Source organism: Agrococcus beijingensis (genome assembly GCF_030758955.1).
Classification (GTDB): domain Bacteria; phylum Actinomycetota; class Actinomycetes; order Actinomycetales; family Microbacteriaceae; genus Agrococcus; species Agrococcus beijingensis.
The window spans coordinates 15467-41778 of sequence record NZ_CP132360.1 but is presented as its reverse complement, the minus strand read 5'-3'; the positions used below and the strand labels follow the sequence as shown (position 1 = coordinate 41778).

Here is a 26312-nt window from a genome sequence, read left to right as displayed (position 1 = left end):
TGCTAGGCCCTGCCACCGACATCGGCACGCGCGGGAGGCGGGAGAATGGATGCGATGAGCGAGCGACGAGGAATGTTCGGCAGGCGGCGCAGCGCGGATGACGGGCCGCGCGCGAGCGTGCGCGACCTGCTGCCCTATCTGTTCCCGAAAAAGGGGCTGCTGGCTGGGGCGATCGTGCTCTCGGTGCTCGGCGCGGGCTTCGCGCTCGCGCAGCCCGCGCTCGCACAGGAGCTCATCGCGCGGGTCGAGCAGGAGCGGCCGCTCGCATGGCTGCCGGTGCTGCTGCTCGTGATCGTCGTGGTCGGCGCGGTGCTCGACGGCTTCCAGCACTTCCTGCTGCAGGTGCTGGGTGAGCACGTCGTGCTGCGCACGCGACGGACGCTCGTCGCGCGCATGCTGCGGCTCCCGATCGCGCAGTTCGACGAGCGGCGCATCGGCGACCTCGTCAGCCGCGTCGGCAGCGACACGACGCTGCTGCGCGCCGTGCTCACGCAGGGCCTCGTGGAGTCGATCGGCGGGGTGCTCACGCTCGTCGGCGCTGTCATCGCGATGCTCATCATCGATCCGCTGCTGCTCGGGCTGACCGTGCTCGTGCTCGCCGGCGCCATCGCCGTGATGCTCGCCGTCATGCCCATGCTCACGCGCGCGTCGCGGCAGGCGCAGGAGCAGGTCGGCCACCTCACGAGCGCGCTCGAGCGCGCGATCAGCGCCGTGCGCACCGTGCGGGCCGCCGGCGCGACCGCGCGGGAGGCCGCGGCCATCGACGAGCGCTCTGCCGGCGCCTTCGATGCGGGCGTGCGCGTGGCTCGGATCTCCGCGCTCGTCGTGCCGCTCTTCGGCGTCGCGCTCCAGCTGGCGTTCCTCGTCGTGCTCGGCGTCGGCGGGCTGCGCGTCGCGACCGGTGAGATCGGCATCGCGCAGCTCGTCGGCTTCCTGCTGTTCCTCTTCCTCATGATCATGCCGCTCGGGCAGCTCGCCGGCGCGATCTCGGCCGTGAGCGTCGCGCTCGGCGCGCTCGGACGCATCCAGGAGATCGTGCGGCTGCCGAGCGAGGCGGATGCGGACGCCGACGTCGCGCTGGCACCTCGGCCGGGTGCGCCCATGGTCGCGTTCGACGACGTCTCGTTCGCGTACCCCTCGGCCGAGGAGCCGCGCACGGTGCTCGAGCGCGTCTCGTTCGCCGTGCCGGCCGGCACGCGCACGGCGCTCGTCGGCCCCTCTGGCGCCGGGAAGTCGACGACGTTCGCGCTCGTCGAGCGCTTCTACGACGTCGATGCGGGGTCGGTGCGCATCGGCGGCGTCGACGTGCGCGAGGTCGACCGGGAGAGCCTGCGCTCACTGATCGGCTACGTCGAGCAGGATTCCCCGGTGCTCGCCGGAACCCTCCGCGACAACCTGCGCCTCGCCGCCCCCGATGCGCAGGACCGGCAGCTGCTCGAGGCGCTCGACGCGGTGAACCTCGGCGACCTGGTGCGGCGCGCGCCGCGGGGGCTCGACGCCGAGGTCGGCGAGGGCGGCGTGCTGCTCTCCGGCGGTGAGCGCCAGCGGCTGGCGATCGCCCGCGCGCTGCTGGCGGCGACGCCGATCCTGCTGCTCGACGAGTCGACCGCCAACCTCGACGCGCGCAACGAGGCGTCGCTGCGGGCTGCGCTCGAGGTGGCGAGCGAGGGCCGCACGACGCTCGTGATCGCGCACCGGCTGGCGACGGTCGTCGACGCCGACCAGATCGTCGTGCTCGACGGCGGCAGGGTGCTGGCGACCGGCACGCACGCCGAGCTGCTCGACACGTCGCCGCTCTACCGCGAGCTCGCCACCCACCAGCTGCTCGCGCCCGCGGACTGACAGGAACCCATCCGCCCCGCCCCTGCGTCTCGCCTCCAGCACAACGCAAGCCCGCGGGGACCGCTCTGCGGCTGCCGCACCCATCGGGGCTGCGGCGCCGCGGAATCAGCTCGGCGGGCTTGCGTTGTGCAGAACCCGGCCGGGCACTGGGCTCCGGCCGGGCCCTCGGAGATCAGGCGAAGGGGTTGGGCATCAGCGTGTACTTCGTCTCGAGGTACTCGTGGATGCCCTCGGCGCCGCCCTCGCGGCCGAGGCCCGACTGCTTGACGCCGCCGAAGGGGCCTGCGGCGTTCGAGACGACGCCCACGTTGAGGCCCATCATGCCGGTGTCGATCAGCTCGATCATGCGCTGGCCGCGCTTGGTGTCCTCGGTGAAGACGTAGCCGACCAGGCCGTACTCGCTGCCGTTCGCGAGCCGCACCGCCTCCTCCTCGGTGCGGAAGCGCTGGATCGCGACGACCGGGCCGAAGATCTCCTCGATCGAGACCGCCATGTCGGCGTTGACGCCGTCGAGCACGGTCGGCTCGAAGAACGAGCCGGGCCCGTCGATCGCCTTGCCGCCGGTGACGAGCGTCGCGCCGTCGGCGACCGCCGACTCGACGAGCCGCACGGCGTTCGCGACGGCCTTGTCCTCGACGAGCGGGCCGATCGTGACGCCCTCCTCGGTGCCGCGGCCGATCTTCATGGCCTTGACCGCGTCGCCGACGCGCTGCGCGAACTCGTCGGCCAGCGACTCGTGCACGATGAAGCGGTTGGCCGCGGTGCATGCCTGGCCGATGTTGCGGAACTTCGCCAGCAGCGCGCCCTCCACGGCCTTGTCGAGGTCCGCGTCGTCGAACACGACGAACGGGGCGTTGCCGCCGAGCTCCATCGAGGCCTTCAGCACGTTGTCGGCGGCCTGCTTCAGCAGGTTCACGCCGACGGGCGTCGAGCCGGTGAACGAGACCTTGCGCAGGCGCGGGTCGGCGAGCAGCTTCTCCGAGAGCGCACCGGTCGACTTCGTCGTGATGACGTTGACGACGCCCTTCGGCAGCCCGGCCTCCTCGAGCAGCGCGACGAGCGCGAGCGTGGTGAGCGGCGTGAGGGTCGCGGGCTTGACGACCGCGGTGCAGCCGGCGGCGAGCGCCGGGCCGAGCTTGCGGGTCGCCATCGCGAGCGGGAAGTTCCAGGGGGTGATGAGGAAGCACGGGCCGACGGGGCGGTGCGTGACGATCATCTGGCCGGTGCCCTCGGGGGTCATCATGTAGCGGCCGTCGATGCGCACGGCCTCCTCCGAGAACCAGCGCAGGAACTCGCCGCCGTAGGCGACCTCGCCGCGAGCCTCGGCCAGCGGCTTGCCCATCTCCAGGGTCATGAGGAGCGCGAACTCCTCCTTGCGCTCCTGCAGCAGGTCGAACGCCTTGCGCAGGATCTCGCCGCGCACGCGCGCGGGCGTGCGGCCCCAGGCCTCCTGCGCGTCGACGGCGGCGTCGAGGGCGCGCACGCCGTCCTCGACCGAGCCGTTGGCGATCTGCTTGATGACCTCGCCGGTGGCGGGGTCGCGCACGTCGATCGTGCCCTGCTCGCCGTCGATCCACTCGCCGCCGATGAACAGCTTGCCGTGGACGTCGTCGAGCACCTTGGTCTCGAGGGTCGCGGTCGTGGAGGACATGGAGGACTCCTTCGTCGGGGTGGCTTGATCGTATACGATCCGCACGGCCGGACGCTAGTGCGTCGCCGCGCCGATCGCGGGGTCTGCCCCCAGCCTACGACTCGACGCGCGCCGTCTCAGGCGTGCGCTCCTCCGCATCCGACCGCTCGCGTGCCAGCTTCGACGGCCACCACGTCTTCGGACCGATCTCGAGCGCGAGCGCCGGCACCAGCAGCGAGCGCACCAGCGTCGTGTCGATGAGCACGCCCAGCGCCACGATGATCGCCAGCTGCAGCAGGAACAGCACCGGGATCACCCCGAGCGCCGCGAAGGTCGCCGCCAGCACGACGCCCGCCGAGGTGATGACGCCCCCGGTCACGCGCAGCCCCTTCAGCACGCCCGCGCGATGGCCGAGCCGGCCGACCTCCTCGCGCACCCGCGTCATCAGGAAGATGTTGTAGTCGACGCCCAGCGCCACCAGGAAGACGAACGCGAACAGCGGCACCGAGGGGTCCATCGCCGGGATGCCGAGCCAGCCGAGCAGCACCGCGCCGACGCCGAGCGCCGTGTAGTACGACAGCACGGTCGTCGCCAGCAGCAGCACCGCCGCCACGATCGAGCGCAGCAGCAGCATCAGGATCAGCGAGATCACCGCGAGCACGATCGGGATGATCAGGCCGCGGTCACGGCTGGATGCGTCGTTCGTGTCGATCGCGGTCGCGGTCGCGCCGCCGACGGCTGCGTCGGGCGATGCCGCGTGGGCGCCGTCGCGCACCTCGCGCACTGCCTCCTGCGCCGCGTCGCTGTCCGGCGCGTCGGCAAGCGTCGCCTGCAGCAGGACGGTGCCGTCGACGACGGTGGGGGTCGCGGCGGCGAACGGGGATGCGGGGTCGACCGGCAGGGGGATCGTGCCGGAGGGGGAATCCTCGCTCACGACCGTGACGCTCTCGACGCCGTCGATGCCCGCCACCGCATCCGCCACCGAGTCCTGATCGGCCTCGGGCACGACGATCTGCGTGGGCGAGCCGGAGCCGCCCGGGAAGTGCGCCGAGAGCAGCGCCTGCCCGTCGCGGGCCTCGGACTCGCCGACGACGAACTCGCTCGAGGGCACGCCGTCGGCCTGCAGCTGCGTCACGCCGAGGGCGCCGATGCCGAGCACGACCGCGGTCGCGATCCAGACCGTGCGGGTGCGCCGGTCGACGAGCCGGGCGACGCCGCCCCAGAGGCCCTTGCCCGCGGGCTTCGTGCGCGGGCGCTCGGGCGTGGGCGCGAACGGCCAGAACGCGACGCGGCCGAAGGCGAGCAGCAGCGCCGGCAGCAGCGTCAGGCCGGCCAGGATCGAGGCCGCGATGCCGATCGCGGCGACCGGGCCGAGCTGCTGGTTCGAGACCAGGTCGCTCAGCAGCAGGCACAGCAGGCCCGCGATCACCGTGCCGCCCGAGGCGACGATCGGCTCGGCGGAGCCGCGCAGCGACCGCAGCGTGGCCTGCCAGCGCGAGCGGGTCTCGCCGAGCGCCTCGCGGAAGCGCGCGGTGTAGAGCAGCGCGTAGTCGGTGGCGGCACCCACCACCAGGATGAAGAGGATGCCCTGCGTCTGCCCGCTGAGCGTCAGCACGCCCGCCTGCGCGAGCCCGAACACCACCAGGATCGCCAGGCACAGCGCCGCGACCGAGGTGAGGAGCACGAGCACCGGCAGCAGCGGCGAGCGGTAGACGATCACCAGGATCACGAAGACCGCGCCGAGCGCCACCAGCAGCAGGATCCCGTCGATGCCCGCGAACGCCGCCCCGATGTCGGCGCTGAAGCCGGCCGGCCCGGTGACCGCGACCTCGACGCCCTCGCCGAGGCCCGCATCCGCCACCTCGGCGCGCAGCGCCTCGACGCTGTCGGTGAGCTGCTCGGAGGAGCCGCTCGCGTCGAGCAGCACGACGATCTGCGCCGCCTGCCCGTCGTCGCTGGGGATCACCGGCGACGACTCGACCACGCCCTCGATGTCGACGACCGCCTGCTGCAGCTCGTCGACGGCAGTGAGGGCGGATGCGTCGAGGTCGTCCTGCCCCGCCACCACGACGATCGCCGGGATCTCGTCGGCGCCGAGGAACTCGGTGAGCACGGCCTGCACCTCGGTCGATTCGGCGCTGGAGGGCAGGAAGCTCGTCTGGTCGTTCGAGACGACGCTCGAGAGGCGGCCGAACGTGGGGCCGCCGAGGCCCATCGCCGCGAGCCAGCCGAGGATCAGCACGGCCGGGATGAGCACCCGGAGCCAGACGGGCACGCCTCTGCGTGCGGTGCGGGCGTGCGACGGAGAGGAAGCCATGCAGGCAGACTACATGTTGTCGAACTACTTATGGATGGCTAAGCAAATATTCACGCCGTGGCGACGACCTCGACGCCTGCGTCGCGCAGCTCGTCGAGCGCCGTCGCGCGCGACTCCGGCGAGACGGCCGACGTCAGCCCGTCGATCACCCGCACCTTGAGGCCCGCGAGCGCCGCGTCGAGCGCGGATGCCTTGACGCAGTAGTCGGTGGCGATGCCGACGACGTCGAGCGCCTCGATGCCCTGCTCCTCGAGCACCTCGTCGAGCGTCTCGCCGTCGTCGGTCGTGCCCTCGAACGCCGAGTAGGCGGGCTTGCCCTGCCCCTTCTTGATGTGCACGTCGATCGCCAGCACGTCGAGCGCCGGGTGGTACTCGGCCCCTTCGGTGCCGGCGACGCAGTGCGCGGGCCAGGTGTCGACGAAGTCGGGCTCACCGCTCGCGAAGTGGCCGCCGTTGTCGTTCTCGCCGTCGTGCCAGTCGCGGCTGGCGGCGACGAGGTCGTAGGCGTGGGTGCGGAGGTGCTCGGTGATCGCGGCGGCGGCGGCGGCACCGCCCTGCGTGCCGAGGGCGCCGCCCTCGGTGAAGTCGTTCTGCACGTCGACGATGAGGAGTGCGCGGTTCATGCGCTCAGGCTAACGGCCGGGGCGGATTCTCGGCCTGGGCCCCTGTCGCGCGACGCTGCCGCGACCTATGCTGAGCGAACGTCGACGATCGAGGATGAGTCGTAGCCATGGAGATGGTCTTGGTGCTGATCGCATTCATCGTCGGCGGCACGGTCGCACTGCTGCTGATCGACGGCGTGAGCGACGTCGCGGCGCGCGCGCTGGTCGGCGCGTTCGGCAGGCTCCGGCGCGAGCGCCGAATGCAGGCGGACACCTCTACCGAACCAGCCCAGTAGCGGGTAGCGGCAGACACGACGAAGGCCCCGCTTCTGCGGGGCCCTGCGCGCTGGTGCCGCCTCGGAGAATCGAACTCCGGACCTATTCATTACGAGTGAATCGCTCTGCCGACTGAGCTAAGGCGGCGTGCCGAGGCACGATCAACGATCATAGCGCATGACACGGCCGACCGACGATCCCGCGCGACGAGCTCGGCCGAGTCCCGGGCCGGTTCCTTGACCGAGCGGATGCGCTCCACCAGGCTCGAAGGCATGGCAACGTGGCAGCACCGGCAGTCCGCACCGACGGCGAACGACCTCGCGCAGGTCGACGCGTGGTGGCGGGCCGCGAACTACCTGAGCGTCGGGCAGATCTACCTGCTCGACAACCCGCTGCTGCGCGAGCCGCTCGCCCGCGAGCACCTGAAGTCGCGCCTGCTCGGCCACTGGGGCACCACGCCGGGGCTCACGTTCGTGCAGGCGCACCTGAACCGCGCGATCCGCGAGCGCGATCAGCGCGCGCTCTTCGTCACCGGCCCCGGGCACGGCGGCCCTGGCGTGGTCGCCGCCGCCTACCTCGACGGCGCCTACTCCGAGCGCTTCCCCGAGATCACGCGCGACGAGCGCGGCATGCAGCGCCTCTTCCGCCAGTTCTCGTTCCCCGGCGGCATCCCCAGCCACGCCGCGCCCGAGACGCCCGGCTCGATCAACGAGGGCGGCGAGCTCGGCTACTCGCTCGCGCACGCCTACGGCGCCGCCTTCGACGACCCCGACCTGCTCGTCGCCTGCGTCATCGGCGACGGCGAGGCCGAGACGGGGCCGCTGGCGGCCGCCTGGCACAGCAACAAATTCGCCAACCCCGAAGCCGACGGCGTCGTGCTGCCGATCCTGCACCTCAACGGCTACAAGATCGCGAACCCGACGGTGCTCGCGCGCATCCCCGAGGCCGAGCTGGTCGCGCTCATGCGCGGCTACGGCCACGAGCCCATCGTCGTCTCGGTCGGTGAGGGCGAGCCGACCGAGGAGTCGCACGCGCGCTTCGCCGCCGCGCTCGACGACGCGCTCGACCGCATCGCGACGATCAAGGCGGATGCGAAGGCGGATGCGGCTGCGGGGCGCCAGGGCGCCCGTCCCGCCTGGCCGATGATCGTGCTGCGCAGCCCGAAGGGCTGGACCGGGCCGGAGCGCGTGGACGGCGAGCAGGTCGAGGGCACCTGGCGCGCGCACCAGGTGCCGCTCTCGGGCGTGCGCGACGACGAGGGGCACCGGCGCCAGCTCGAGGAGTGGCTGCGCTCGTACCGCCCCGACGAGCTGTTCGACGAGCACGGCGCCCCGGCACCGATCGTCGCCACCCACGCGCCCGATGGCGACCTCCGCATGAGCGCCATCCCGGTCGCCAACGGCGGCCTCCTGCGCCGCGACCTCCGGCTGACCGACTTCCGCGATCACGCCTTCGAGGTCGACGTCGCGGCCCGCGGCGCCGACGACGAGGAGTCCACCGGCGTGCTCGGCGCCTGGCTCGCCGAGGTCATCCGCGACAACCCGGAGACGTTCCGGGTCTTCGGGCCCGATGAGACCGCATCCAATCGCCTGGCCCCCGGCGTCTACGCGGCGACCGAGAAGCAGTGGAACGGCGTCACGCTGCCGAGCGACGAGCACCTGGCGCCGACGGGGCGCGTGATGGAGGTGCTGAGCGAGCACCTCTGCCAGGGCTGGCTCGAGGGCTACCTGCTCACCGGCCGGCACGGCCTGCTCAACACCTACGAGGCGTTCGCGCACATCGTCGACTCGATGCTCAACCAGCACGCCAAGTGGCTCGAGGCCGCGCTGCACGTGCCGTGGCGCGAGCCCATCGCGAGCCTCAACTACCTGCTCTCGAGCCACGTGTGGCGGCAGGATCACAACGGCTTCAGCCACCAGGACCCGGGCTTCATCGACGTCGCCCTCAACAAGAGCGCCGACGTGATGCGCGTCTACCTGCCCTTCGACGCGAACACGCTGCTGTCGACCGCCGACCACTGCCTGCGCTCCACCGGCTACATCAACGTCGTCGTGGCCGGCAAGCACGCCGAGCCGCAGTGGCTGACGATGGAGGAGGCCGTCGAGCACTGCACGCGCGGCCTCGGCATCCTGCCGTGGGCCGGCAACGAGACGGCCGACCGGGCTCCGGATGCGGTGCTGGCGGCCGCCGGGGACGTGCCGACCCTCGAGGTGCTGGCCGCCGCCGCGCTGCTGCGCGAGCTCGTGCCCGACCTGACGGTGCGGGTGGTGAACGTCGTCGACCTGATGCGCCTGCAGACCGAGGAGCAGCATCCGCACGGCCTGCCGGACGCCGAGTTCGACCGCATCCTCCTGCGCGACAAGCCGATCGTGTTCGCGTACCACGGGTATCCGTGGCTCATCCACCGGCTCACCTACAGGCGAGCGGGGCACGACCAGCTGCACGTGCACGGCTACCTCGAGCGCGGCACGACGACCACACCGTTCGACATGGTCATGCTCAACGACCTCGACCGCTACCGGCTGGCGATGGACGTCATCGAGCGCGTGCCCGGCATGGCCGAGGCACATGCCGACGTGCTCGAGCATCTGGCGGATGCGCGTGCCCGGGCTCGGGCGCACACGCGCGAGCACGGCGTCGACATGCCGGAGGTCGCCGACTGGCGCTGGCCGAGCGACGTGGGCCGCGGCTGATCCCGCCCGCGCGGCTCAGCAGGTCAGGTCGGCCGTCGGCGCCACCCCGGTCAGGAAGTACTCGTTGACGGGCTCGTCGACGCAGCGGTTCCGGTTCACGCCGTTGTACTGGCTGTGCCCCTCGGCGTCGACCGAGATGAGCACGCCCGACTCGAGCATCGCGGCCAGCTCGACCGACTGCTGGTAGGGGGTCGCCGGGTCGTTCAGGCCGCCGATGACGATGATCGGATCGGCGCCCGGCGCGGTGATCGCGTGCGGCTCGCGGGTCGCCTCGAACGGCCAGGCGGCGCAGCTGCTGAGCCCGACGAAGTCGGGGCCGAGCGTGGGCGCGGCCGCCATGATCTCCTGCGCGTTGGCGCGCACCTGGTCGAAGTCGGTCACCGCCGGCGCGTCGAGGCAGTTCACGGCGATCAGGGCCTCGAGCGAGTTGTCGGCGAAGGTGCCGTCGGGTCGCACGCCGTAGTAGGCGTCGGCCTGGGCGAAGGCGCTCTCGCCGCGACCCGCCATGACGTCGGCCAGCACGGTGCGCAGCGTCGACCACTGGGCGTCGCTGTAGAGGTTCGCCGCGATGGCCACGAACAGCGCGCCGGAGCCGAGGCCGCGGCCGTCGGCGACCTCGATCGGGTCGTCGTCGAGCGCGTCGAGCAGGGCGGCCGTCTGCTGCATCGCCTCGTCGCGCGAGCCCGTGAACGGGCAGCCGCGCTGCTGCAGGCAGTCGTCGACGAAGTTGCCGTAGGCGAGCTCGAATCCCGAGGCCTGGAAGAGCGTGCCCTCGTCGTCGGTGGCATCGGGCGCGACCGCCGCGTCGAGCACCATGCGGCCGACGTTCTCGGGGAACAGGTCGGCGTAGGTCGAGCCGATGAGCGTGCCGTAGGAGACGCCCAGGTAGCCGAGCTTCTCCTCGCCGAGCAGCGCCCTGATGAGATCCATGTCGCTGGCGACCTGCTCGGTGCCGACGAACTCCAGGAACGGGCCGGTGTTCTCGAGGCACGAGTCGGCGAACCACTGGGCGTCCTCGAGCTGCAGCTGCAGGTCTTCGTCGCTGAGCGGCTCGGGAGCCGGGCTCGGCGGCAGCTCCCAGAGCCAGTCGTAGAGCTCCTTCGGGTCGTCGTAGCACGAGATCGGGGTCGAGCCGCCGACGCCGCGGGGGTCGAAGCCGACGAGGTCGTAGCGCTCGCGCACCTCGGGCGCGACCAGGAAGTCGGCGAACTGCTGCACGTAGTCGGCGCCGGATGCGCCCGGGCCGCCGGGGTTGTACAGGATCGCCCCGAGGCGGTCACCCGTCGCGGGCGCCACGACCACCGACACCTCGATGTCGTCGTCGACCGAGCCGTACCAGTCCATGGGGGCCGTGACCATGCCGCACCAGTTGCTGCCGCACCCCTGCCAGTCGACGCTCTGGCCGTAGTAGGGCGCCAGGTCGGCCGGCACGTCCTCCCCGGTCGGGCTCCATACCGGCGCCGACACGCTGCCGGGGCCGCTGGGCGAGCCGGAGGAGCCGGAGGAGCCGGAGGGCTGCCCGGGCGAGGGCAGCGCGGGCGGCAGCAGCACGCAGCCCGTCAGCAGGAGCAGGCTCGCCGAGGCGGCGACGAGTGCGGCGAAGCCGCGGCGGGAGCGGAGCATGCGGCCAGGATATTGCCACGGGCTATCCCTTGGCCCGGCCGGGCGGCCGTGCGGCGGCGGTCAGCGCCGCTGGGCGGCCCGGGCGGCACTCACGAGCATCGCCTCGAGCGCCAGCACCGGCGGCACGTTCGCCTCGATGCGCTCGCGCGCGAGCCGCAGCTGGTCGAGCACCTCGATCACCGCGGCGCGCGCGAGGTAGTCGGCGGCGGCCTGCACGGTCGGGCGCATCGCCTCGTTGACGAGCTCGCGGCCGGTGCCCAGCTGGGTCATGAGGATGTCGCGGTACAGCGAGAGCAGATCCACGAGGATGCGGTCGACACCGTCGCGCATGCCGCGCTTCGCGCGCTGCTTCTGGGCGTCCTCGAGCTCCTTGATCTGCTTCCGCAGCTGTGGCGGCACCGTGCCGCCGGGCTCGATGCCGAGCTGGTGCAGCGCCTGCGCCCGCTCGGCGCCGTCGCGCTCGGCCGAGAGCGCCTCGGCGTCGGCGGTCGCGATCTCGACGTAGCGCGCGGCAGCCAGCACCGCCGACGCCGAGGTCGACACGCGCATGGCGATCTGCAGCGTCTCGGCCCGGCGCGCCCGTGCCTCCTCGCTGGTGCCGAGCCGCCGTGCCATGCCGATGTGGCTCTGCGACTCGCGCGCCGCGCGCTCGGCGACCGCCGCATCCACCCCGTCGCGCTCCATGAGCAGCCGGGCCACGTCGGCGGTGTCGGGCACCTGCAGGTTGACCGTGCGCACCCGCGAGCGGATCGTCGGCAGCAGGTCGGCCTCGCTGGGGGCGCAGAGGATCCAGACCGTCTCGGGCGGCGGCTCCTCGAGCGCCTTCAGCAGCGCGTTCGAGGTGCGCTCGGCCATCCGGTCGGCGTCCTCGACGACCACGACCCGGTAGCGCGCGGTCGAGGGTGCGAGCGACGCCCGCTGCACGACGGTGCGGGCCTGCGCGATGGTGATGAGCACGCCCTCGGTCGAGAGGGTCACGAGATCCGGGTGCGTGCGCGCCTCGACGAGCGTCGCCACCTCGGGCTCGATGCCGGCCGGCGACGACAGCAGCGCGCTCGCGAACACGTAGGCGAGGTTCGAGCGGCCCGAGCCGGGCGGGCCGGTCAGCAGCCACGCGTGCGTCATGGTGCCGCGGGCATCCTCGCCCTCGACCGAGGCGGCGCGGCGCAGCTGCGCGACCGCGTCGGCCTGGCCGACGATCTCGCTCCAGTCGCTCATCGCTCCCCGTCGTCCTGTCGTTGCCGTGCGCGCCGCGCGTGTCAGCGCGCCTCGAGCATCGCACGCACGTGCGACACCACGCTCGCGTGCACCTCGTCGGGGGTGCCGGATGCGTCGACGACGGCGAAGCGCTCCGGCTCGGCCTGGGCGAGGCCCAGGTAGGCGGCGCGCACGCGCTCGGCGAAGTCGAGGCCCGTCTCCTCCAGCCGGTCGTAGACGGCGTCGGCGCGGGCGGCCATGCGCGCCCGCCCGGCCGCTGGCTCGATGTCGAGCAGCAGCGTCAGGTGCGGCAGCAGCCCGTCGGCGGCCCACAGCGACAGGTCGCGGATCTGCTGGCCGTCGAGCTCGCGACCGGCGCCCTGGTAGGCGACGGACGAGTCGAGGTAGCGGTCCTGCACGACCACCTCGCCCCGCTCGAGCGCGGGCCGCACGAGCGTCGCGACGTGGTGCGCGCGGTCGGCGGCGTAGAGCAGCGCCTCGGCGCGCGGCGCGACATGGCCCTCGGTGTGCTGCACGAGCCGGCGGATCTCGACGCCCAGCGCGGTGCCGCCGGGCTCGCGGGTGCGCACGACGGTGCGGCCCTGCGCCTCGAGCCAGTCGCCGAGCAGGGCGGCCTGCGTCGACTTGCCCGAGCCGTCACCGCCCTCGAGGGTGATGAAGGCGCCGGTCATGTCGTCTTCGGCGGCGTCTTCGCGGCGGGCTTGGCGGCCGGCTTCTTGGCCGCAGGCTTCTTCGCGGCGGGCTTCTTGGCCGCAGGCTTGGCGGCCGCCTTGCGCACCGGCTTCTTGGCGGGGCCCTTCTCGCGCTTGATCTGCAGCAGCTCGACGGCGCGCTCGAAGGTGACCGCCTCGACGTCCTCGCCGCGCGGGATCGTCGCGTTCGTCTCGCCGTCGGTCACGTACGGGCCGAAGCGGCCGTCGCGCAGCTTGATCGGCTTGCCCGAGACGGGGTCGGCGTCGAACTCCTTGAGCGCGCTCGAGGCCTTCCGGGCGCCGTACTTCGGCTGCGCGAACTTCTCGAGCGCCTGCTCGAGCGTGATCGAGAAGATCTGATCCTCCTCCTCGAGCGACCGGGTGTCGGTGCCCTTGGTGAGGAACGGCCCGTAGCGGCCCGGGCGCGCCGAGATCTCCTCGCCAGACTCCGGGTCGAGGCCGACGACGCGCGGCAGGCTCAGCAGCTTGAGCGCGGTCGGCAGGTCGACCGACTCGGGCTCCATGGACTTGAAGAGGGATGCGCGGCGCGGCTTGGGCGCGGCCTTCCCCTTCTTGGGCGCGACGGGCTTGCCCTCGTCGTCGAGCTCGACGGGCAGCGCCTCCTCGATGTAGGGGCCGAAGCGGCCGTTCTTCACGACCACGTCGAGGCCGGACTCGGGGTGCTGGCCGAGCACGCGATCCTGCGCGGGCTCCTCGGCGAACAGCTCTGCCGCCTTCTCGGGCGTGAGCTGGTCGGGCGTGAGGTCCTCGGGGATGTTGGCGCGCTTGACCTCGCCGTCGGGGCCGGTGCCCTCGAGGTAGGGGCCGTACTGGCCGACGCGCAGCATGACCCCGTCGGCGACCGGGATCGAGTTGACCGCGCGCGCGTCGATGTCGCCGAGGTTCTCGACGGTCGACTTGAGGCCCGGCCGCACGTCGCTGCCGAAGTAGAAGCGCTGCAGCCAGTCCTGCCGGTCGAGCTCGCCGTCGGCGATGCGGTCGAGGTCGGCGAGCATCTCGGCGGTGAAGTCGTAGTCGACGTAGTCGCCCAGGTTGTCCTCGAGCAGCTTGATGGTCGAGAACGCGATCCACTCGGGCACCAGCGCGCCGCCGCGCTGCGTGACGAAGCCGCGGCGCACGATCGTGTCGATGATCGACGCGTAGGTCGACGGCCGGCCGATCTCGAGCTCTTCGAGCGCCTTGACGAGGCTCGCCTCGGTGTAGCGCGGCGGGGGCGTGGTGACGTGGTCCTTGCGCTCGAGCTCGGCGAGGTCGACCCGGTCGTTCGCCTTCACGTCGGGCAGGGTCGAGTCGGACTCCGCGTCGTCGGCGTACCGCGACGCATCCTTGCCCTCTTCATACGCCTGCAGGAAGCCGGGCTCGGTGATGACGGTGCCGGAGGCGGTGAACTCGGCGACGCCGCGGCTGGTCTTCTCGCTCGCGATCGTGATCGTGGCGGTCTGGCCGGTGGCGTCGATCATCTGGCTGGCGACCGTGCGCTTCCAGATCAGCTCGTAGAGCCGGTGCTCGTTGGGCGTCAGCGACGACTTGACCTCGGCCGGCGTGCGGAACGCGTCGCCTGAAGGGCGGATCGCCTCGTGCGCCTCCTGCGCCGACTTCGACTTGCCCGAGTAGTGGCGGGCCGCCTGCGGAATGGAGCCCGGGCCGTAGAGCGCGGTCGCCTGGTCGCGGGCGGCCTTGATGGCCTGGCCCGACAGCGATGGCGAGTCGGTGCGCATATAGGTGATGTAGCCCTGCTCGTAGAGCGACTGGGCGACCGACATCGTCTGCTTCGCCGAGAGCTTGAGCTTGCGGCCCGCCTCCTGCTGCAGCGTCGACGTGGTGAACGGCGCCGAGGGGCGGCGGCGGTAGGGCTTCGACTCGACGCCGGCGACCGTGAAGGCTGCCTGCTCGAGCTCGGTCGCGAGCGCCTCGGCGGCGGGCGCGTCGAGGATCGTGCGCACGCCCTTGATCTGGCCGCGGTCGTCGAAGTCGCTGCCGGTGGCAACGCGCGCGCCGTCGAGGCGCACCAGGCGGGCGCCGAAGCGGGAGGCGTCGGCCTCGAACTGCGCGGTGAGGCTCCAGTAGGCGGCGGGCACGAAAGCCATGCGCTCGCGCTCGCGGTCGACGATCAGTCGCGCGGTGGGCGACTGCACGCGCCCGGCCGACAGGCCCTGGCGCACCTTGCGCCACAGCACGGGGCTGACCTCGTAGCCGTACAGGCGGTCGAGGATCCGCCGGGTCTCCTGCGCGTCGACGAGCGGCATGTTCAGCTCGCGCATCGAGTTGCGGGCCTCCTCGATGGCGTCCTTGGTGATCTCGTGGAACACCATCCGCTTCACCGGCACCTTGGGCTTCAGCACCTCGAGCAGGTGCCAGGCGATGGCCTCTCCCTCGCGGTCCTCATCCGTGGCGAGGATCAGCTCGTCGGCGTCCTTGAGCGCCCGCTTCAGCTCGGCGACGGTCTTCTTCTTCTCGTCGCTGACGACGTAATAAGGAGCGAAGCCGTTGTCGACGTCGACGGCGAACTTGCCGTACGAGCCCTTCTTCAGCTCGGCTGGCAGGTCGCGAGGGCTCACGAGGTCGCGGATGTGGCCGACCGATGCCAGCACCTGGTATCCCTCACCGAGGTACCGCTCGATCGTCTTGCCCTTCGCCGGGGACTCGACGATGACGAGCTTCTTGCCCATGCTCACGCTCACTGCTTCCTGGGGGTTGTCGTGGCAGAGAGGCCACGGATCGACACTGTACACACGCCGTCATGGCACGCTCCCTGTCGGCGGGCCCGCGATGGCGGTGCCGGATGCGTTCCACGGGCCCACCGGGACGGCCGTCGTCACGCTCGCCTCCAGCCCGCGCAGCGCGCAGCCCTCGAGCCGCGCGCCGCTGGCCGACGCGACCGCCTGGGCGAGCGCGCACGGCGCGCCGTCGGCGAATCCGGCGAGCGCGTCGGCCGCAGCCAGCGCCGCGGCATCGGTGGCGGCAGCAGCCCGCGCCTGCGCGATCGAGGCCGTGCCGGCACCGACGACCAGCAGCGCCAGCAGCAGCGCAGCGGTCGCGATCGCGAGCGCCAGCGCGGCCCCGGCGCCGCCCTCGCCGCGCCAGGCCCGCTCGCCGCTCGCGCGAGCTCGCATCATCGACCGCCGCCGTGCGCGCAGCTCCGGGCCCGCAGCGTCAGCGCCCCGCCCAGCGCCGGCCGCTCGAGCACCGCGCACACCAGCTCTCCCTGCGGCTCGACCCGCAGCGCCGCGCCGTCGGCGTAGAGCGCCGGATCGTCGCCGCGACCGGCTGCTCGCGCCGCAGCTCCGGCCGACTGCTCGAGCCCCACCTGGGCAGCGGTCGCAGCCACCGCCGCCACGGCGATGCCGATCGCGAGCACCGCCGCCGGCAGCGCCGCGGCGAGCTCGGCCGTGACCGCACCGAGCTCGCCGCGGAGGCCGTCCAGCGCCTTCCTGGACGGCCGCATCTACTGCACGGTCAGCGCGCGCTGCACCATGTCGGTGAGCACCGCGCGCACCTCATCGGAGCGCAGGATCACCACCAGCAGCCCGGCGAACCCCACGGCCGCGGCGGTGGGTGGGGTAGGGCACACTAAGTCCATGACCCCGACAAGCCCCGTCCGCGCCGCAATCTACGCCCGCCAATCCGTTGCCGAGCCCGACGGCATCGAGGTGCAGGTCTCGCGCTGTCAGAGCCTCGCCGCGGCGCGCGACTACGACGTCGTCGAGGTCTACCGCGACGACGCGACGAGCGGCTACCGCGAGCGCGGCACGGGGACGGCGTTCGACCGGATGCTCGAGGACGCGAAGGCTGGCCGCTTCGACGTGCTCGTCGTGCGCAAGGTCGACCGCCTCGGGCGCTCGCTCGCCGCGCTCGAGCGGCTCACCACGCTGCGCGTGCACATCATCACGGTCGACGGCGAGCTCGACCTCTCGACGACGAACGGGCGGCTCATGGCCAACCTCGTCACGTCGGTCGCCCGCGCCGAGAGCGAGACGAAGGCGGAGCGCCGCGTCAACGCGAACAAGGCGCGCCGTGAGGAGGACGGGATACCAACGTCGGGCCGCGTCCCTTACGGCTACAGATGGGTCACGAAGGCCGAGCGCGACAAGCGGGCGCAGCGGGGCGAAGCGAACGCGGGGCACGCCTACGAGCTGGACGGCGAGCGCGCGGACGACGTGCGGCGCCTGTACGCCGACTTCCTCGCGGGCGTGCCGCTGCGGTCGATCGCCGCCGAGTGGAACGAAGCGAAGAAGCGCACGCTGCCCGTCGTCGGCTCCGATCCCAGCAACCCGCGGCTGCCAGACGGCGCGCCCTTCCGCCCGACGACGCTGCGGCGCATGCTCATGTCGCCCTACTACGCCGCGCTGCTGCCGCTCGAGGCGCCGAAGCCGGGCGAGCGCTACGACCAGGCCGCGATCACGCGCGAGACGTGCCGGGCGGGCGCGTGGCCGGCGCTCGTGACCGTCGAGCAGTGGGAGGCGGCCAAGGCGCGGCTCGCGAACCCCGAGCGCACGACGTCGCCCGGCCCCGCGCGGAAGTGGCTGCTCTCGGGCATCGCGGTCTGCGGCGGGCACGGTCGGCGCGACGACGCCGCTATCGCGAAGGTGGCGCTCGCGCTCGACCAGGCGAGCGAGGCCGACGCCGCCGCGCTCACGCCGGACGAGCGCGCTGCCGTGGTCGCGGCGGTCGCGGCCCTCGCGCCGGAGGCCCGCGCGGCTGCTGCTGCGACCCTCGACCCGCAGCGGCGCACCGTGGTCGCGGCGGTCGCGGCCCTCACGCCGCAGCAGCTCGACGCCGCGCTCGCCGGCCTCGACCCGCAGGAGCGCGCCGCGGCGGCTCTCGCGCTCGCCGGGGAGCGGTGCGGCGAGCCCATCCGCGCAGGCGGCGGCGCCCGGAAGATTCACTCCTACCGATGCCGCAGCATGGCCCACTTCATGCGGCAGGGCGAGCCTCTCGACCGCTTCGTCGAGGCGCGCGTCGTGCAGTACATCGCCGCCCGCGGCGCCGACCTCCTCGTCAACCGCGAGCGCCCCGACGTCGACAAGCTGCGCCTCGAGCGGGAGCGGCTCGCGGCCAACGTGCGGCAGGCGGGCGACGACGAGCAGGACGGGCTGATCGACCGCGCCGAGCGCGTGCGCCTGACGAAGCGGGCGCGGGCGCGGATCGACGAGCTCGACGCCAAGCTCCGCGCCGGACTCGACGACGATGGCGCGCTCTCTGGCGTCGTCGCCGCGGAGGACGTGGCGGAGGCATGGCGCGGCCTGTCCCTCACCCGGCGCCGCGCCGCTCTCGAGGCGCTCGTCGACGTCGTCGTCCACAGCGTCGGGCAGGGCAACCGCCGCAGCATGAGCGACGCGGCGCTCGATCGCACCGTGTCGATCCGCTTCCGCCGCTGAGGCCGGCGCGCCTCCGGTACGCCCTAAGCGCGACGGCGGGCACCGTCGCGACTGAGGCGTGCCCGGCGATCGTCGCGTCTCGCTGGCCGCGTTCGCTCGGCGGGGAGGTAGAGGCACCCCGGCTCGAGTCTGGCGCGCCGATCCGGCCTCGACCTCGGCCGCCGTGGTCGGCGGCTCGAAGTGCGCGGCGGCGCTCCACTCCCCGCGTCGCGGCGCTATAACGCACCGGGAATGTAACTAACCCCCCGCTCTGCGACCAGCTGCGCCACTATTTCGACGATTCGGCGCGCACTATCGACTCTCGACGTTCCGGGAATGTAACTACCCCCCCTACCCCAGAGAAGAGACGTTGATCGACAACCACACCTCCTCCTACATTCCCGGAACGCTCTCGCTGTCAGATAACGCCGCCGCAGCCGCCTCGCCGACCCTCGCGCGACACGCCGAGGCGTATGGTACGCGGCGAGGCCACTTCCGCTACACTCGAGGCAGGTGGGACGCCCAAGCAATCCGCGCCAGGGATCACGTCTTGCCAATGCCCCGTAGACGGGGAGTTCTCAAAGCCACTGCGCGCGCGGGCGGTTGGGTGGAATCGTCCGCATCGCGGGCGACGATTGGTAGCACGCCGGCAACGGTGGTAGCCCGGACGAAGAGCCGGGGAAGAGTGCATCCGTCGGAAGTCATCTTCCGATTGGCATGCAATGCGCTCCACGACCGCAGCTCCTGACCCACTCCTCCAAGACCCTGACGGCATCCACGCCGCGGCCATCGCAGCCGCGCCTGAGCCGTCGCCCGCGCTCCGCGCCCGTCTCGGCGCGATCCTCAAGGCCGGTGCGCGATGACGTGCCCCGCCGACGACGAGACACGCGCCCGCATGGCGGCGATCGGCCGCAAGGGCGCGTGGGCTCTCAACGCCCGCCTCAGCCCCGAGGAGCGAAGCGCCTCGGCCAGCCGCGCCGTCGCCGCGCGCTGGGCGGCCGAGAACGCGCGCCGCGAGGCGCAAGGCCTTCCCGCGACGAAGAAGTGGCAGCCTGAGCTCGACGGCGACGACCTCGATGCGTGGCTCGAGGAGCTCGACTCCTCGATGCCCGAGGCTCGCCTCTGGCCTCACGAGAAGCGACGCCGGCAGGCCGTGCTCCTCATGAAGAAGGCGATCGCGGACGCCGCGGTCGACGCCTGGAAGCGGGCCGAACGATGAGCCGCCCGCTCGACGACCTCGCCGGCCGGCGCGCGCTGCTCATGCCCCGCGGTCTCGGCCCTTCGATCGAGGGCACGATCGTCGCGGCCACGCCGGCGGTGGTCATCTTCGATGAGGACGATGCCGACCGGCTCGTCGTCCCTTGGAAGAGCATCGTCGCCCTCTCGCTGCGAGGCGTCCGGTGAGCGGCATCTACGGCAAGAGCGCGAAGGCCTACCGGAAGACGGGCCTCTGGCCGATCCCGGTGCAGGGCAAGGTCAACCCGCCCAAGGGCTCGACCGGCCACGTCGGCACCGTCACGCCCGACAAGGTGAAGGCCTGGCGCCGCGACCGCGGCGGAGACAACATCGCGATCCGTCACGACGGCACGGTCGCGATCGACGTGGATGACGGCTACGGCGGCAAGCAGGGCGCGAAGACCCTCGCGCAGCTCGAGGCGAAGGCGGGCGAGCCTCTGCCGCCGACGTTCACGAGCACGGCGCGCGGCAAGTCGAGTCCGAGCCGCCAGCACCTCTACCGCATCCCTGAGGGCGTGATGCTCGCGACCAACCCCGGCGCCGACGTCGAGGTCTGCCAACGGCATCACCGCTACAGCGTCGTCGCGCCGAGCGTGCACCCCGACACCGGCAAGCCCTACCGCTGGTACGGCCCCGACGGCGAGCGCCTCGACGGGCCGCCGCAGCTCGAGGACGTCCCGTTCCTGCCCGACGCCTGGCGCGAGGTGCTCGCATCCGGGCCGGTCAAGGTCGATCCCGACGCCGACCTCGACGAGATTCTCGCGGCGGCCCGCGCCGGCGATCCGTCGCCCGCGGTCGAGGAGCTCGTCGAGAAGATGCACGGCCTCGAGCACGTCGGCCACAACGACTTCCTGGGACTGTCGTATCAGGCCATCCGGCTCGCGCTCGAGGGGCATCCCGGCGTCCCCGACGCACTCGACGAGCTGCAACGGCTGCACCGGGAGTACCTCATCGGCTCCAAGGGCGTGACGGGTCGGAAGGCGAACGGCGAGATTGCACGGATGCTGCGCACCGGGGCCGAGCGCGCGGCTGGCGAGCCGGTGGAGCAGACCTACGGCGGCACGCCGATCGACCTCGCGCCCGCGAAGGCGCAGCCGATCACGCTCGAGGCCGCGCACGAGGCCTTCCGCGAGTGGCTCGGACTCGAGTACGACATGGACGCGCTCGACTTCTCGCTCTCCGCCTACGCGGTGCAGCTCATGACCGGCGACCCGGTGTGGGGGCTCATCGTCAGCGGGCCAGGCAACGCCAAGACCGAAACTGTGCACGCCCTCGCGGGTGCCGGCGCCCGGATCGTCTCGTCGATCGCCAGCGAGGGCGCGCTGCTCTCGGCGACGAGCAAGGGCGAGCGCACGAACGAAGCGACGGGCGGGCTCCTCCGCGAGCTCGGCGACCGCGGCGTGCTCGTCCTCAAGGACTTCACGACGATTCTCGCCATGCCGAGCGTGATCCGCGGGCAGATGTTCGCGGCCTTCCGGGAGATCTACGACGGCAAGTGGGGGCGCCAGGTCGGCACCGACGGCGGTCGCGTCATCAACTGGACGGGCCGCATCACGATCGTGGGCGCCGTTACGTCGGCGATCGACAGCGCGCACGGCTTCGTCTCGGAGATGGGCGATCGCTTCGTGCTGCTGCGCGTCGACTCCTCCCGCGGCCGGATCAGCGCGGGCCGCAAGGCCTTGAGCAACACCGGCAGCGAAGTGAGGATGCGGGAGGAGCTCGCCGCCGCGGCGGGCGGCGTCATCGCCGGCGCCGACCTGACGCCGACCGAGCTGGACGACGGAGAGGCCACGGCGATCCTTGCCGCGGCCGACCTCGTGACCCGAGCGCGGACGCACGTCCAGACCGACTTCAAGGGCGAGATGGTCGACGCGCACGCCCCGGAGGCTCCGACGAGGTTCGCGAAGCAGATCGGGCAGGTGCTGCGCGGCGCGGTCGCGATCGGGCACAGCCGCGAGGCCGCGCTCCGGCTCGCGCTCCGCGTCGCCCGCGACTCGGTGCCGCCGATGCGGCTCGCCGTGCTCGAGGACGTCGCCGCGCATCCCGGCTCGCCGACAAGAGAGGTCGCGAAGCGCTTGCAGAAGCCGCGCACGACCGTCGACCGGCAGCTCCAGGCGCTGCACCTCCTCGGGCTCCTCGAGGTCGCGGACACGACCAACAGCAGCCTGTGGGTCTACCGGCTCGCGCCGGACGTCAACATGACCGCGATTCTGCCCAACCCCTTCCACTGAACCGACCACCGAAAGGCACTCCCATGATCGACATCCGAAACCACGAGTCTCGCCGGCGAATCGTGCTGCCGCAGCTCGAGGCCATCCCCATCAAGGCCGTCCGCACCGAGGTCGAGACGGCGATCGAGCGCTACGGCGCGCTCACCGACGCCAGGCGCGCCGTGCAGGCCGCGGACAACGCGCTCAGCGCCGCGAAGGCCGCGGCGGAGACCGGCGCCCGCGCCGCGGCCTCGACGGGCAGCGCGGTGCCCGCGAAGGATCTGCGCCGCGCGATCCGCGACGCGGAGGACGACCTCGAGGAGTCGCGCCTGACCCACCGTGCGTGCGCCACCGCGTTCGACCACGCGCAGGCCGCCGTCGCCGAGGCCGTCGGGGTGCATCGCGAGCGTTGGGCCGTGGCCGCGGAACGCGACGCCGAGAAGGCGATCGCCGGCCTCGCGACCGCACGGGCGAAGCTCCTGAAGGCGAAGGCCGAAGCGCTCGCGGCGTTCGGAGTGCTCGGCATGCTCGACACGTACGACACGCAGCCCACGCCCATCCTGCGCGCGCCCGGCGTCGGCTCCCCGCTCGCGGTCGCGGTCAACGCGACGGCCGACGCGATCGCCGCGGCATCGCAGGCCGTGGAGGCGATCAGCGCGCGGCGCAAGGCGCGGATCGCCGCAGCGCCCGCGCTCGCGGCGGCTGCTGCTGAGGCGGCTGCGCTCGAGGCCGCCGCCGCGGAGGCCGCAGCTGCCGAGGCCGCGGCCAAGGTCATCGACATCGAGGTCGAGCCCGACGACGAGGACGACGACGAGGACGACGAGGACGACGACGAGGACGACGACGATGCCGACGAGTGAGCTCATTACGCGCCGCGACGACGCCACCGTCGAGGCCGCGGTCCGCGCGGTCGTCATGCGCCGCGAGGGTCACTCTTGGGGCGATATCGCCGCGCGCATCGGCGTCACCACGCTCGAGGCGGAGGAACTCGGCCGGGTCGCCTACGCGCGGCTCGGCGCGCAGACGGCTGACGAGCTGCGCGTCGAGGTCGAGGACCGCATCGACGACGTGATCCGGAAAGCGCATCGCGACCTCGCGCTGACGACGAGCCAGGGCGAGCGCACGGCGCTGTACCGCGTCATCCTCGCGGCCGAGGCGCAGCGCTCGCGACTGCTCGGGCTCAACCTCCGAGGAGGCGACGATGCCACTGAAGCGTGAGGTCAGGGCGAAGGAGCAATCCGGCTCCTCCGAAGCGACGCTCGAGCATGTGGCAGAGACGCTGGCGCAGATCGTCGATGACGATGCGGCGTCTCGCGACGTGCTGCGCCTCACCGCAGCGCGCAAGCTCGGCGAGCTCGATCGGCTCTATCTCGCGGCGCTCCGCCGCCGCGCGGCCGGAGAGCTCATGCCGCGTGACCCCGGCGACGCCGCCCCATTGCAGGGGCGCCGGCTGATCACCCTCACTGAGCTCCTCGAGGCGATCGTTCGCCTCATGAGCGACGACGAGGCCGACCGAGAGCGGCGGCGCCTGAGGGCCGCCGCGGAGCTCAACCAGAGCGACAGCCTCTACCTCGCGGCCCTCCGCGGGCGGCACAGCCGCAGGAAGCATCTACGAAAGGAAGCACACCGTGACCACTGAGCAGCAGCGCCTCGAGCGCAAGATCGCCCGACTCACGAAGGCGATCGACAAGAAGACCATGACCCCGAGCCAGCGGCAGGCCGCGAGGCTCGGCGTGCGGCCGGCGGAGGCCGACGACCGCGACGCCAGCGAGCAGCAGGCCGCCCGGCTCGGCATCGAGGGCGACCGATGAGCGACGACCCGATCACCGAGGAGTTGCGCCGCATCCTGCGCGAGCGCCGCCGGTAGAGAGAATCCCGCGGGCGTACTTCCTGCCGCCCGCGGGTAGGCCGGTCGACGAGCCGGCCGCAGAGCGCCCGCTGGGAGTGGAACCCCGCGGGCGCTCTGTCGTGCATCATGGGCGCATGGACGACGACCCGCTCGACAGCATCGGCACGCCGAAGTGCCCCCGCTGCCTCGTGCTCATGGAGTTGACCGGCTCCGGCCGCGGCGTCTGGCGCTGCCGCGAGTGCGGGCTCGCGAGCCTGTGATCGAGGCAATGGGCGCCTGGCTGGCGGGGGTCAGCTGGCCCGACGCCTTGGTGGGCGTCGTGGGCTCTGGCGTCGTCGGCGGAGCCGTGTGGCTAGCAAGGCTGCCCTTTCGGCGGCGTCGCGAGCGCGCGGACGCGCTCGCTGAATGGATACCCGCGGCGCGTCAGCTCGAGCTCGCGATCTTCGCTCGAGACGCCACCTCCGCAAGCGTCCACCGAGCGTGGATCGGCTACCCCATTGACCGCTGGCGCGCGATCCTCGGCCCGGACATGGGATTCCGTCAGTTCGACGCAGCCAAGGGCGCGCTGCAGACGGTCGAGATGCTCTACGAGCGCGGCAGGCTGACGGAGGCCGCGCTCGAAGAGCATCGCCTGGCGCGGTCGGCGTTCGCGAACCGCATTCGCGGGCTCTCGAGCGAAGCGAACGCCGCCAACGTGCGCCGAGAGCAGCGCGCGAGTCTGCGACGGGACTGCCTGAAGCGCCCGCTTGCGACCTGGCGACGCGAACGCCACAACGCGCGTATGCGCCGGGCGCGCGAGGGATCTAAAGCGCTCTAACCTCGCGACGGTTGCCATCGTCGCGATGACGTACTCGGCCGTCGCGGCACCGTCCTCTTCCTGCACCAGTCTGTCGAGCATCCGCATGCCCTTCTCCTTCCCTCGGGGAGCCCCAAGGGTGCGGGATGCGGCGAGGTTCGCGTGCCGTGTTCGGCGGCGCCTGTGGATGGCGGCCACTCGGGCTCGGCCACGGCCGCGGCGAAGGTCGGGAATATAGTTCAACTTTGAACAGTTGGTCCTGATGCATCACCCGAAAGGGGTGACGACCCACGAGGGAACGGCGCTGGCTGCTCCTGCGTGGCTCCGCTGAGGAAGGACACACCATGGCAAGCATCCAGGAACTCATCTCGCTCGCGGGCAAGACCGCGATCATCACCGGCGCCTCGCAGGGCATTGGCGAGGCCATCGCCCGCCGCTACCACGAGGCCGGCGCCAACGTCGTCATCGCAGACCTGAAGATCGAGGCGTCGTCGGCGATCGCGGAGTCGCTGAACGCGGATCGACCCGGTTCGGCGCTCGCCGTGGGCGTCGACGTCACCGACGCCGACCAGGCAGCCCAGCTCGTGCAGTCGGTCGTCGAGCAGTTCGGCGGCGTCGACGTGCTTGCCGCCAATGCCGGCATCTTCCCGTTCGCACCCGTCGCCGACCTCGGCGCCGACCAGCTCCGCAAGGTGTTCGACGTGAACGTCGTCGGCGTGCACAACTTCCTGCGACCGGTCGCGCAGCACATGGTCGAGACGGGCCGTCAGGGCAAGATCGTCGTGACGCTGTCGATCGACGCCATGCACCCGTCAGGCGAGGGGCTCGGGGCCTACGACGCCTCGAAGCACGCCCTGCTCGGCTACATGCGCGTGGCGGCCCTCGAGTACGCGAAGCACGGCATCCGCATCAACGGGTTCGCCCCGGGCGGCATCCTGACGCCCGGTGTGACCGGCGGTGCCGACACGACCGAGCTCATCAACAACGCAACCGCGCCCGTCGGCCGCTGGGGCGAGGCCGACGACATGGCTCTGGTCGCGCTCTTCCTGGGCAGCGACCTCAACTCCTACGCCACGGGCTCGGTGATGGTCTCTGACGGCGGCACCCTGCTGAAGTAGGCGCACGCGAGAGGGCCGGCATCCGCAGTGGCGGCGGGATGCCGGCCCTCTGCCGTGCGCTGCGGCCGGGATGGGCGACTCGCCACGCGAACAGCAGCGCCGCGCAGCGTCAGCGGCGGCGGCGCTTGGGCTTGCGCGGCACGTCGGTGGCGACGATCGGGTGCGGTCCGCCGTTGGCGCCGAAGAGCGCGGCGATCCCGTTGACGATGGCGCTGAAGAGGTTCCGCATGCCCCGAGCGTACGTCGGCGACCTAGGACTCTTCCGGCGCATGCACTCCGGTCGGGCGGCACAAGACCACCGGAGGCGCCACTCAGGTGAGGGAAGCGCCACTCAGGTGCGGGAGACGCCACTCAGGTGCGGGAGACGCCACTCACCTGCGGGAAGCGCCACTCAAGTGCGCGCGGCGCCACTCAGGTGCGCGAGGCGCCACCCACCTGCGGGAAGCGCCACTCAGGTGCGCGCGGCGCCACTCACCTGCGGGAGGCGCCAGTCAGGTGCGCGAGGCGCCAGTCAGGTGCGGGAAGCGCCAGTGGGGGTCCGGGCCGGGCCGGCGGGCGGCTACGACAGCGGCGCGAGCGCCCCCTCGAGCATCGAGACGACCAGCGGCACGATCACGAGCAGCGAGAACGCCGGCAGCACGCAGGCGCCGAGCGGCAGCGACAGCTGCACGGCGGCCCGCTGGGCGCGCGCCTCGCCGTCGAGCCGGGCGCGCGTGCGCGCGGCGGTCGCCTCGGCGAGTAGCAGCCCGCGCACCGGCACCCCGGCTCGCGCGGCGAGGTCGAGGGCGGCGTCGACCGCGTCCCAGCCCGACGCCGAGACGCCGGCCTCCGC

General features: G+C 72.4%; 23 protein-coding genes, 1 tRNA gene and 2 pseudogenes. 14 read left to right on the top strand and 12 right to left on the bottom strand.

Annotation, left to right across the window (positions count from 1 at the left end; genetic code table 11):
• The first annotated feature begins 45 nt into the window (after positions 1 to 45).
• Positions 46 to 1842 carry an ABC transporter ATP-binding protein gene (locus tag Q9250_RS00210; RefSeq protein ID WP_306232563.1) on the top strand — a complete coding sequence of 599 codons (1797 nt, stop codon included), beginning with the start codon at positions 46 to 48 and terminating at the stop codon, positions 1840 to 1842.
• Positions 1843 to 2014: 172 nt separating this feature from the next.
• On the opposite strand, the gene Q9250_RS00205 is transcribed toward Q9250_RS00210, so the two are convergent.
• The 3 genes from Q9250_RS00205 to Q9250_RS00195 form a co-directional block, all read right to left on the bottom strand.
• Positions 2015 to 3493 carry an NAD-dependent succinate-semialdehyde dehydrogenase gene (locus tag Q9250_RS00205; protein WP_306232561.1) on the bottom strand — a complete coding sequence of 493 codons (1479 nt, stop codon included), beginning with the start codon at positions 3491 to 3493 and terminating at the stop codon, positions 2015 to 2017.
• A gap of 94 nt (positions 3494 to 3587) precedes the next feature.
• Positions 3588 to 5789, bottom strand: a complete 2202-nt coding sequence (locus Q9250_RS00200; RefSeq protein WP_306232560.1) for an MMPL family transporter — start codon at positions 5787 to 5789, stop codon at positions 3588 to 3590.
• A gap of 50 nt (positions 5790 to 5839) precedes the next feature.
• Positions 5840 to 6412, bottom strand: coding sequence for an isochorismatase family protein (locus Q9250_RS00195; protein WP_306232559.1), 573 nt, complete (start codon positions 6410 to 6412; stop codon positions 5840 to 5842).
• A 107-nt stretch (positions 6413 to 6519) separates the two neighbouring features.
• Between Q9250_RS00195 and Q9250_RS00190 the strand changes: the two genes are divergently transcribed.
• Positions 6520 to 6687: a hypothetical protein gene (locus Q9250_RS00190; RefSeq protein ID WP_306232558.1), complete on the top strand. Its 168-nt coding sequence runs from the start codon at positions 6520 to 6522 to the stop codon at positions 6685 to 6687.
• A 51-nt stretch (positions 6688 to 6738) separates the two neighbouring features.
• Here the strand turns inward: Q9250_RS00190 and Q9250_RS00185 are convergent.
• Positions 6739 to 6814, bottom strand: a tRNA-Thr gene (locus Q9250_RS00185).
• Positions 6815 to 6939: 125 nt separating this feature from the next.
• Between Q9250_RS00185 and Q9250_RS00180 the strand changes: the two genes are divergently transcribed.
• The gene (locus tag Q9250_RS00180) at positions 6940 to 9360 is read left to right on the top strand and encodes a phosphoketolase family protein (RefSeq protein WP_306232556.1); all 2421 of its coding nucleotides are present in this window, start codon (positions 6940 to 6942) and stop codon (positions 9358 to 9360) included.
• A gap of 15 nt (positions 9361 to 9375) precedes the next feature.
• Here Q9250_RS00180 and Q9250_RS00175 read toward each other — a convergent pair whose 3' ends face one another.
• The 7 genes and pseudogenes from Q9250_RS00175 to Q9250_RS00145 all read right to left on the bottom strand — a co-directional run.
• Positions 9376 to 10983, bottom strand: coding sequence for an alpha/beta fold hydrolase (locus Q9250_RS00175; RefSeq protein WP_306232554.1), 1608 nt, complete (start codon positions 10981 to 10983; stop codon positions 9376 to 9378).
• 60 nt (positions 10984 to 11043) lie between these two features.
• Complete coding sequence (locus Q9250_RS00170; protein WP_306232553.1) at positions 11044 to 12201, bottom strand: DNA polymerase III subunit delta'; 1158 nt, start codon at positions 12199 to 12201, stop codon at positions 11044 to 11046.
• A gap of 41 nt (positions 12202 to 12242) precedes the next feature.
• Positions 12243 to 12872 (bottom strand): dTMP kinase, encoded by a 630-nt coding sequence (gene tmk, locus Q9250_RS00165; protein WP_306232551.1) that lies wholly within the window; start codon positions 12870 to 12872, stop codon positions 12243 to 12245.
• Positions 12869 to 15583 (bottom strand): type I DNA topoisomerase, encoded by a 2715-nt coding sequence (topA, locus tag Q9250_RS00160; RefSeq protein WP_422665085.1) that lies wholly within the window; start codon positions 15581 to 15583, stop codon positions 12869 to 12871. Before topA ends, tmk begins: the two co-directional genes overlap by 4 nt.
• Before the next feature lie 69 nt (positions 15584 to 15652).
• Positions 15653 to 16030, bottom strand: coding sequence for an Rv3654c family TadE-like protein (locus Q9250_RS00155; protein ID WP_306232549.1), 378 nt, complete (start codon positions 16028 to 16030; stop codon positions 15653 to 15655).
• The gene (locus tag Q9250_RS00150) at positions 16027 to 16359 is read right to left on the bottom strand and encodes a hypothetical protein (protein WP_306232548.1); all 333 of its coding nucleotides are present in this window, start codon (positions 16357 to 16359) and stop codon (positions 16027 to 16029) included. Before Q9250_RS00150 ends, Q9250_RS00155 begins: the two co-directional genes overlap by 4 nt.
• Positions 16360 to 16467 (bottom strand): annotated as a pseudogene (locus Q9250_RS00145) (DUF4244 domain-containing protein); the annotation flags it as partial. It lies immediately after the preceding gene.
• A 25-nt stretch (positions 16468 to 16492) separates the two neighbouring features.
• Here Q9250_RS00145 and Q9250_RS00140 point away from each other — a divergent pair.
• The 11 genes from Q9250_RS00140 (at position 16493) to Q9250_RS00090 (ending at position 25480) form a co-directional block, all read left to right on the top strand.
• A complete protein-coding gene (locus tag Q9250_RS00140; protein ID WP_306232547.1) occupies positions 16493 to 18292 on the top strand; it encodes a recombinase family protein in 1800 nt (599 codons plus the stop codon).
• A gap of 838 nt (positions 18293 to 19130) precedes the next feature.
• Positions 19131 to 19490 (top strand): hypothetical protein, encoded by a 360-nt coding sequence (locus Q9250_RS00135; protein WP_306232545.1) that lies wholly within the window; start codon positions 19131 to 19133, stop codon positions 19488 to 19490.
• Positions 19487 to 19675: a hypothetical protein gene (locus tag Q9250_RS00130; protein ID WP_306232544.1), complete on the top strand. Its 189-nt coding sequence runs from the start codon at positions 19487 to 19489 to the stop codon at positions 19673 to 19675. Before Q9250_RS00135 ends, Q9250_RS00130 begins: the two co-directional genes overlap by 4 nt.
• Positions 19672 to 21738 carry a bifunctional DNA primase/polymerase gene (locus Q9250_RS00125; protein ID WP_306232543.1) on the top strand — a complete coding sequence of 689 codons (2067 nt, stop codon included), beginning with the start codon at positions 19672 to 19674 and terminating at the stop codon, positions 21736 to 21738. The genes Q9250_RS00130 and Q9250_RS00125 overlap by 4 nt, the downstream gene beginning before the upstream one ends.
• Before the next feature lie 23 nt (positions 21739 to 21761).
• On the top strand, positions 21762 to 22577 hold the full coding sequence (locus tag Q9250_RS00120) for a hypothetical protein (protein ID WP_306232542.1): 816 nt from the start codon (positions 21762 to 21764) through the stop codon (positions 22575 to 22577).
• Positions 22564 to 22935, top strand: coding sequence for a hypothetical protein (locus tag Q9250_RS00115; protein ID WP_306232541.1), 372 nt, complete (start codon positions 22564 to 22566; stop codon positions 22933 to 22935). Before Q9250_RS00120 ends, Q9250_RS00115 begins: the two co-directional genes overlap by 14 nt.
• Complete coding sequence (locus Q9250_RS00110) at positions 22919 to 23356, top strand: hypothetical protein (RefSeq protein ID WP_306232539.1); 438 nt, start codon at positions 22919 to 22921, stop codon at positions 23354 to 23356. The genes Q9250_RS00115 and Q9250_RS00110 overlap by 17 nt, the downstream gene beginning before the upstream one ends.
• On the top strand, positions 23346 to 23528 hold the full coding sequence (locus tag Q9250_RS00105; RefSeq protein ID WP_306232538.1) for a hypothetical protein: 183 nt from the start codon (positions 23346 to 23348) through the stop codon (positions 23526 to 23528). Before Q9250_RS00110 ends, Q9250_RS00105 begins: the two co-directional genes overlap by 11 nt.
• 172 nt (positions 23529 to 23700) lie before the next feature.
• Positions 23701 to 23826, top strand: a complete 126-nt coding sequence (locus tag Q9250_RS00100; RefSeq protein WP_306232537.1) for a hypothetical protein — start codon at positions 23701 to 23703, stop codon at positions 23824 to 23826.
• 8 nt (positions 23827 to 23834) lie between these two features.
• Positions 23835 to 24383, top strand: a complete 549-nt coding sequence (locus tag Q9250_RS00095; protein WP_306232536.1) for a hypothetical protein — start codon at positions 23835 to 23837, stop codon at positions 24381 to 24383.
• A 323-nt stretch (positions 24384 to 24706) separates the two neighbouring features.
• The gene (locus Q9250_RS00090; protein ID WP_306232535.1) at positions 24707 to 25480 is read left to right on the top strand and encodes an SDR family NAD(P)-dependent oxidoreductase; all 774 of its coding nucleotides are present in this window, start codon (positions 24707 to 24709) and stop codon (positions 25478 to 25480) included.
• 559 nt (positions 25481 to 26039) lie between these two features.
• On the opposite strand, the pseudogene Q9250_RS00085 reads toward Q9250_RS00090, so the two are convergent.
• Positions 26040 to 26312 (bottom strand): annotated as a pseudogene (locus Q9250_RS00085) (pilus assembly protein TadB); the annotation flags it as partial.

Bases quoted from the DNA above. Each gene is read 5' to 3' on its own strand.
- Q9250_RS00210 (WP_306232563.1), top strand. From the start codon at position 46: ATGGATGCGATGAGCGAGCGACGAGGAATGTTCGGCAGGCGGCGCAGC.
- Q9250_RS00205 (WP_306232561.1), bottom strand. From the start codon at position 3,493: ATGTCCTCCACGACCGCGACCCTCGAGACCAAGGTGCTCGACGACGTC.
- Q9250_RS00200 (WP_306232560.1), bottom strand. From the start codon at position 5,789: ATGGCTTCCTCTCCGTCGCACGCCCGCACCGCACGCAGAGGCGTGCCC.
- Q9250_RS00195 (WP_306232559.1), bottom strand. From the start codon at position 6,412: ATGAACCGCGCACTCCTCATCGTCGACGTGCAGAACGACTTCACCGAG.
- Q9250_RS00190 (WP_306232558.1), top strand. From the start codon at position 6,520: ATGGAGATGGTCTTGGTGCTGATCGCATTCATCGTCGGCGGCACGGTC.
- Q9250_RS00180 (WP_306232556.1), top strand. From the start codon at position 6,940: ATGGCAACGTGGCAGCACCGGCAGTCCGCACCGACGGCGAACGACCTC.
- Q9250_RS00175 (WP_306232554.1), bottom strand. From the start codon at position 10,983: ATGCTCCGCTCCCGCCGCGGCTTCGCCGCACTCGTCGCCGCCTCGGCG.
- Q9250_RS00170 (WP_306232553.1), bottom strand. From the start codon at position 12,201: ATGAGCGACTGGAGCGAGATCGTCGGCCAGGCCGACGCGGTCGCGCAG.
- tmk (WP_306232551.1), bottom strand. From the start codon at position 12,872: ATGACCGGCGCCTTCATCACCCTCGAGGGCGGTGACGGCTCGGGCAAG.
- topA (WP_422665085.1), bottom strand. From the start codon at position 15,583: ATGGGCAAGAAGCTCGTCATCGTCGAGTCCCCGGCGAAGGGCAAGACG.
- Q9250_RS00155 (WP_306232549.1), bottom strand. From the start codon at position 16,030: ATGATGCGAGCTCGCGCGAGCGGCGAGCGGGCCTGGCGCGGCGAGGGC.
- Q9250_RS00150 (WP_306232548.1), bottom strand. From the start codon at position 16,359: ATGCGGCCGTCCAGGAAGGCGCTGGACGGCCTCCGCGGCGAGCTCGGT.
- Q9250_RS00140 (WP_306232547.1), top strand. From the start codon at position 16,493: ATGACCCCGACAAGCCCCGTCCGCGCCGCAATCTACGCCCGCCAATCC.
- Q9250_RS00135 (WP_306232545.1), top strand. From the start codon at position 19,131: ATGACGTGCCCCGCCGACGACGAGACACGCGCCCGCATGGCGGCGATC.
- Q9250_RS00130 (WP_306232544.1), top strand. From the start codon at position 19,487: ATGAGCCGCCCGCTCGACGACCTCGCCGGCCGGCGCGCGCTGCTCATG.
- Q9250_RS00120 (WP_306232542.1), top strand. From the start codon at position 21,762: ATGATCGACATCCGAAACCACGAGTCTCGCCGGCGAATCGTGCTGCCG.
- Q9250_RS00115 (WP_306232541.1), top strand. From the start codon at position 22,564: ATGCCGACGAGTGAGCTCATTACGCGCCGCGACGACGCCACCGTCGAG.
- Q9250_RS00110 (WP_306232539.1), top strand. From the start codon at position 22,919: ATGCCACTGAAGCGTGAGGTCAGGGCGAAGGAGCAATCCGGCTCCTCC.
- Q9250_RS00100 (WP_306232537.1), top strand. From the start codon at position 23,701: ATGGACGACGACCCGCTCGACAGCATCGGCACGCCGAAGTGCCCCCGC.
- Q9250_RS00095 (WP_306232536.1), top strand. From the start codon at position 23,835: ATGGGCGCCTGGCTGGCGGGGGTCAGCTGGCCCGACGCCTTGGTGGGC.
- Q9250_RS00090 (WP_306232535.1), top strand. From the start codon at position 24,707: ATGGCAAGCATCCAGGAACTCATCTCGCTCGCGGGCAAGACCGCGATC.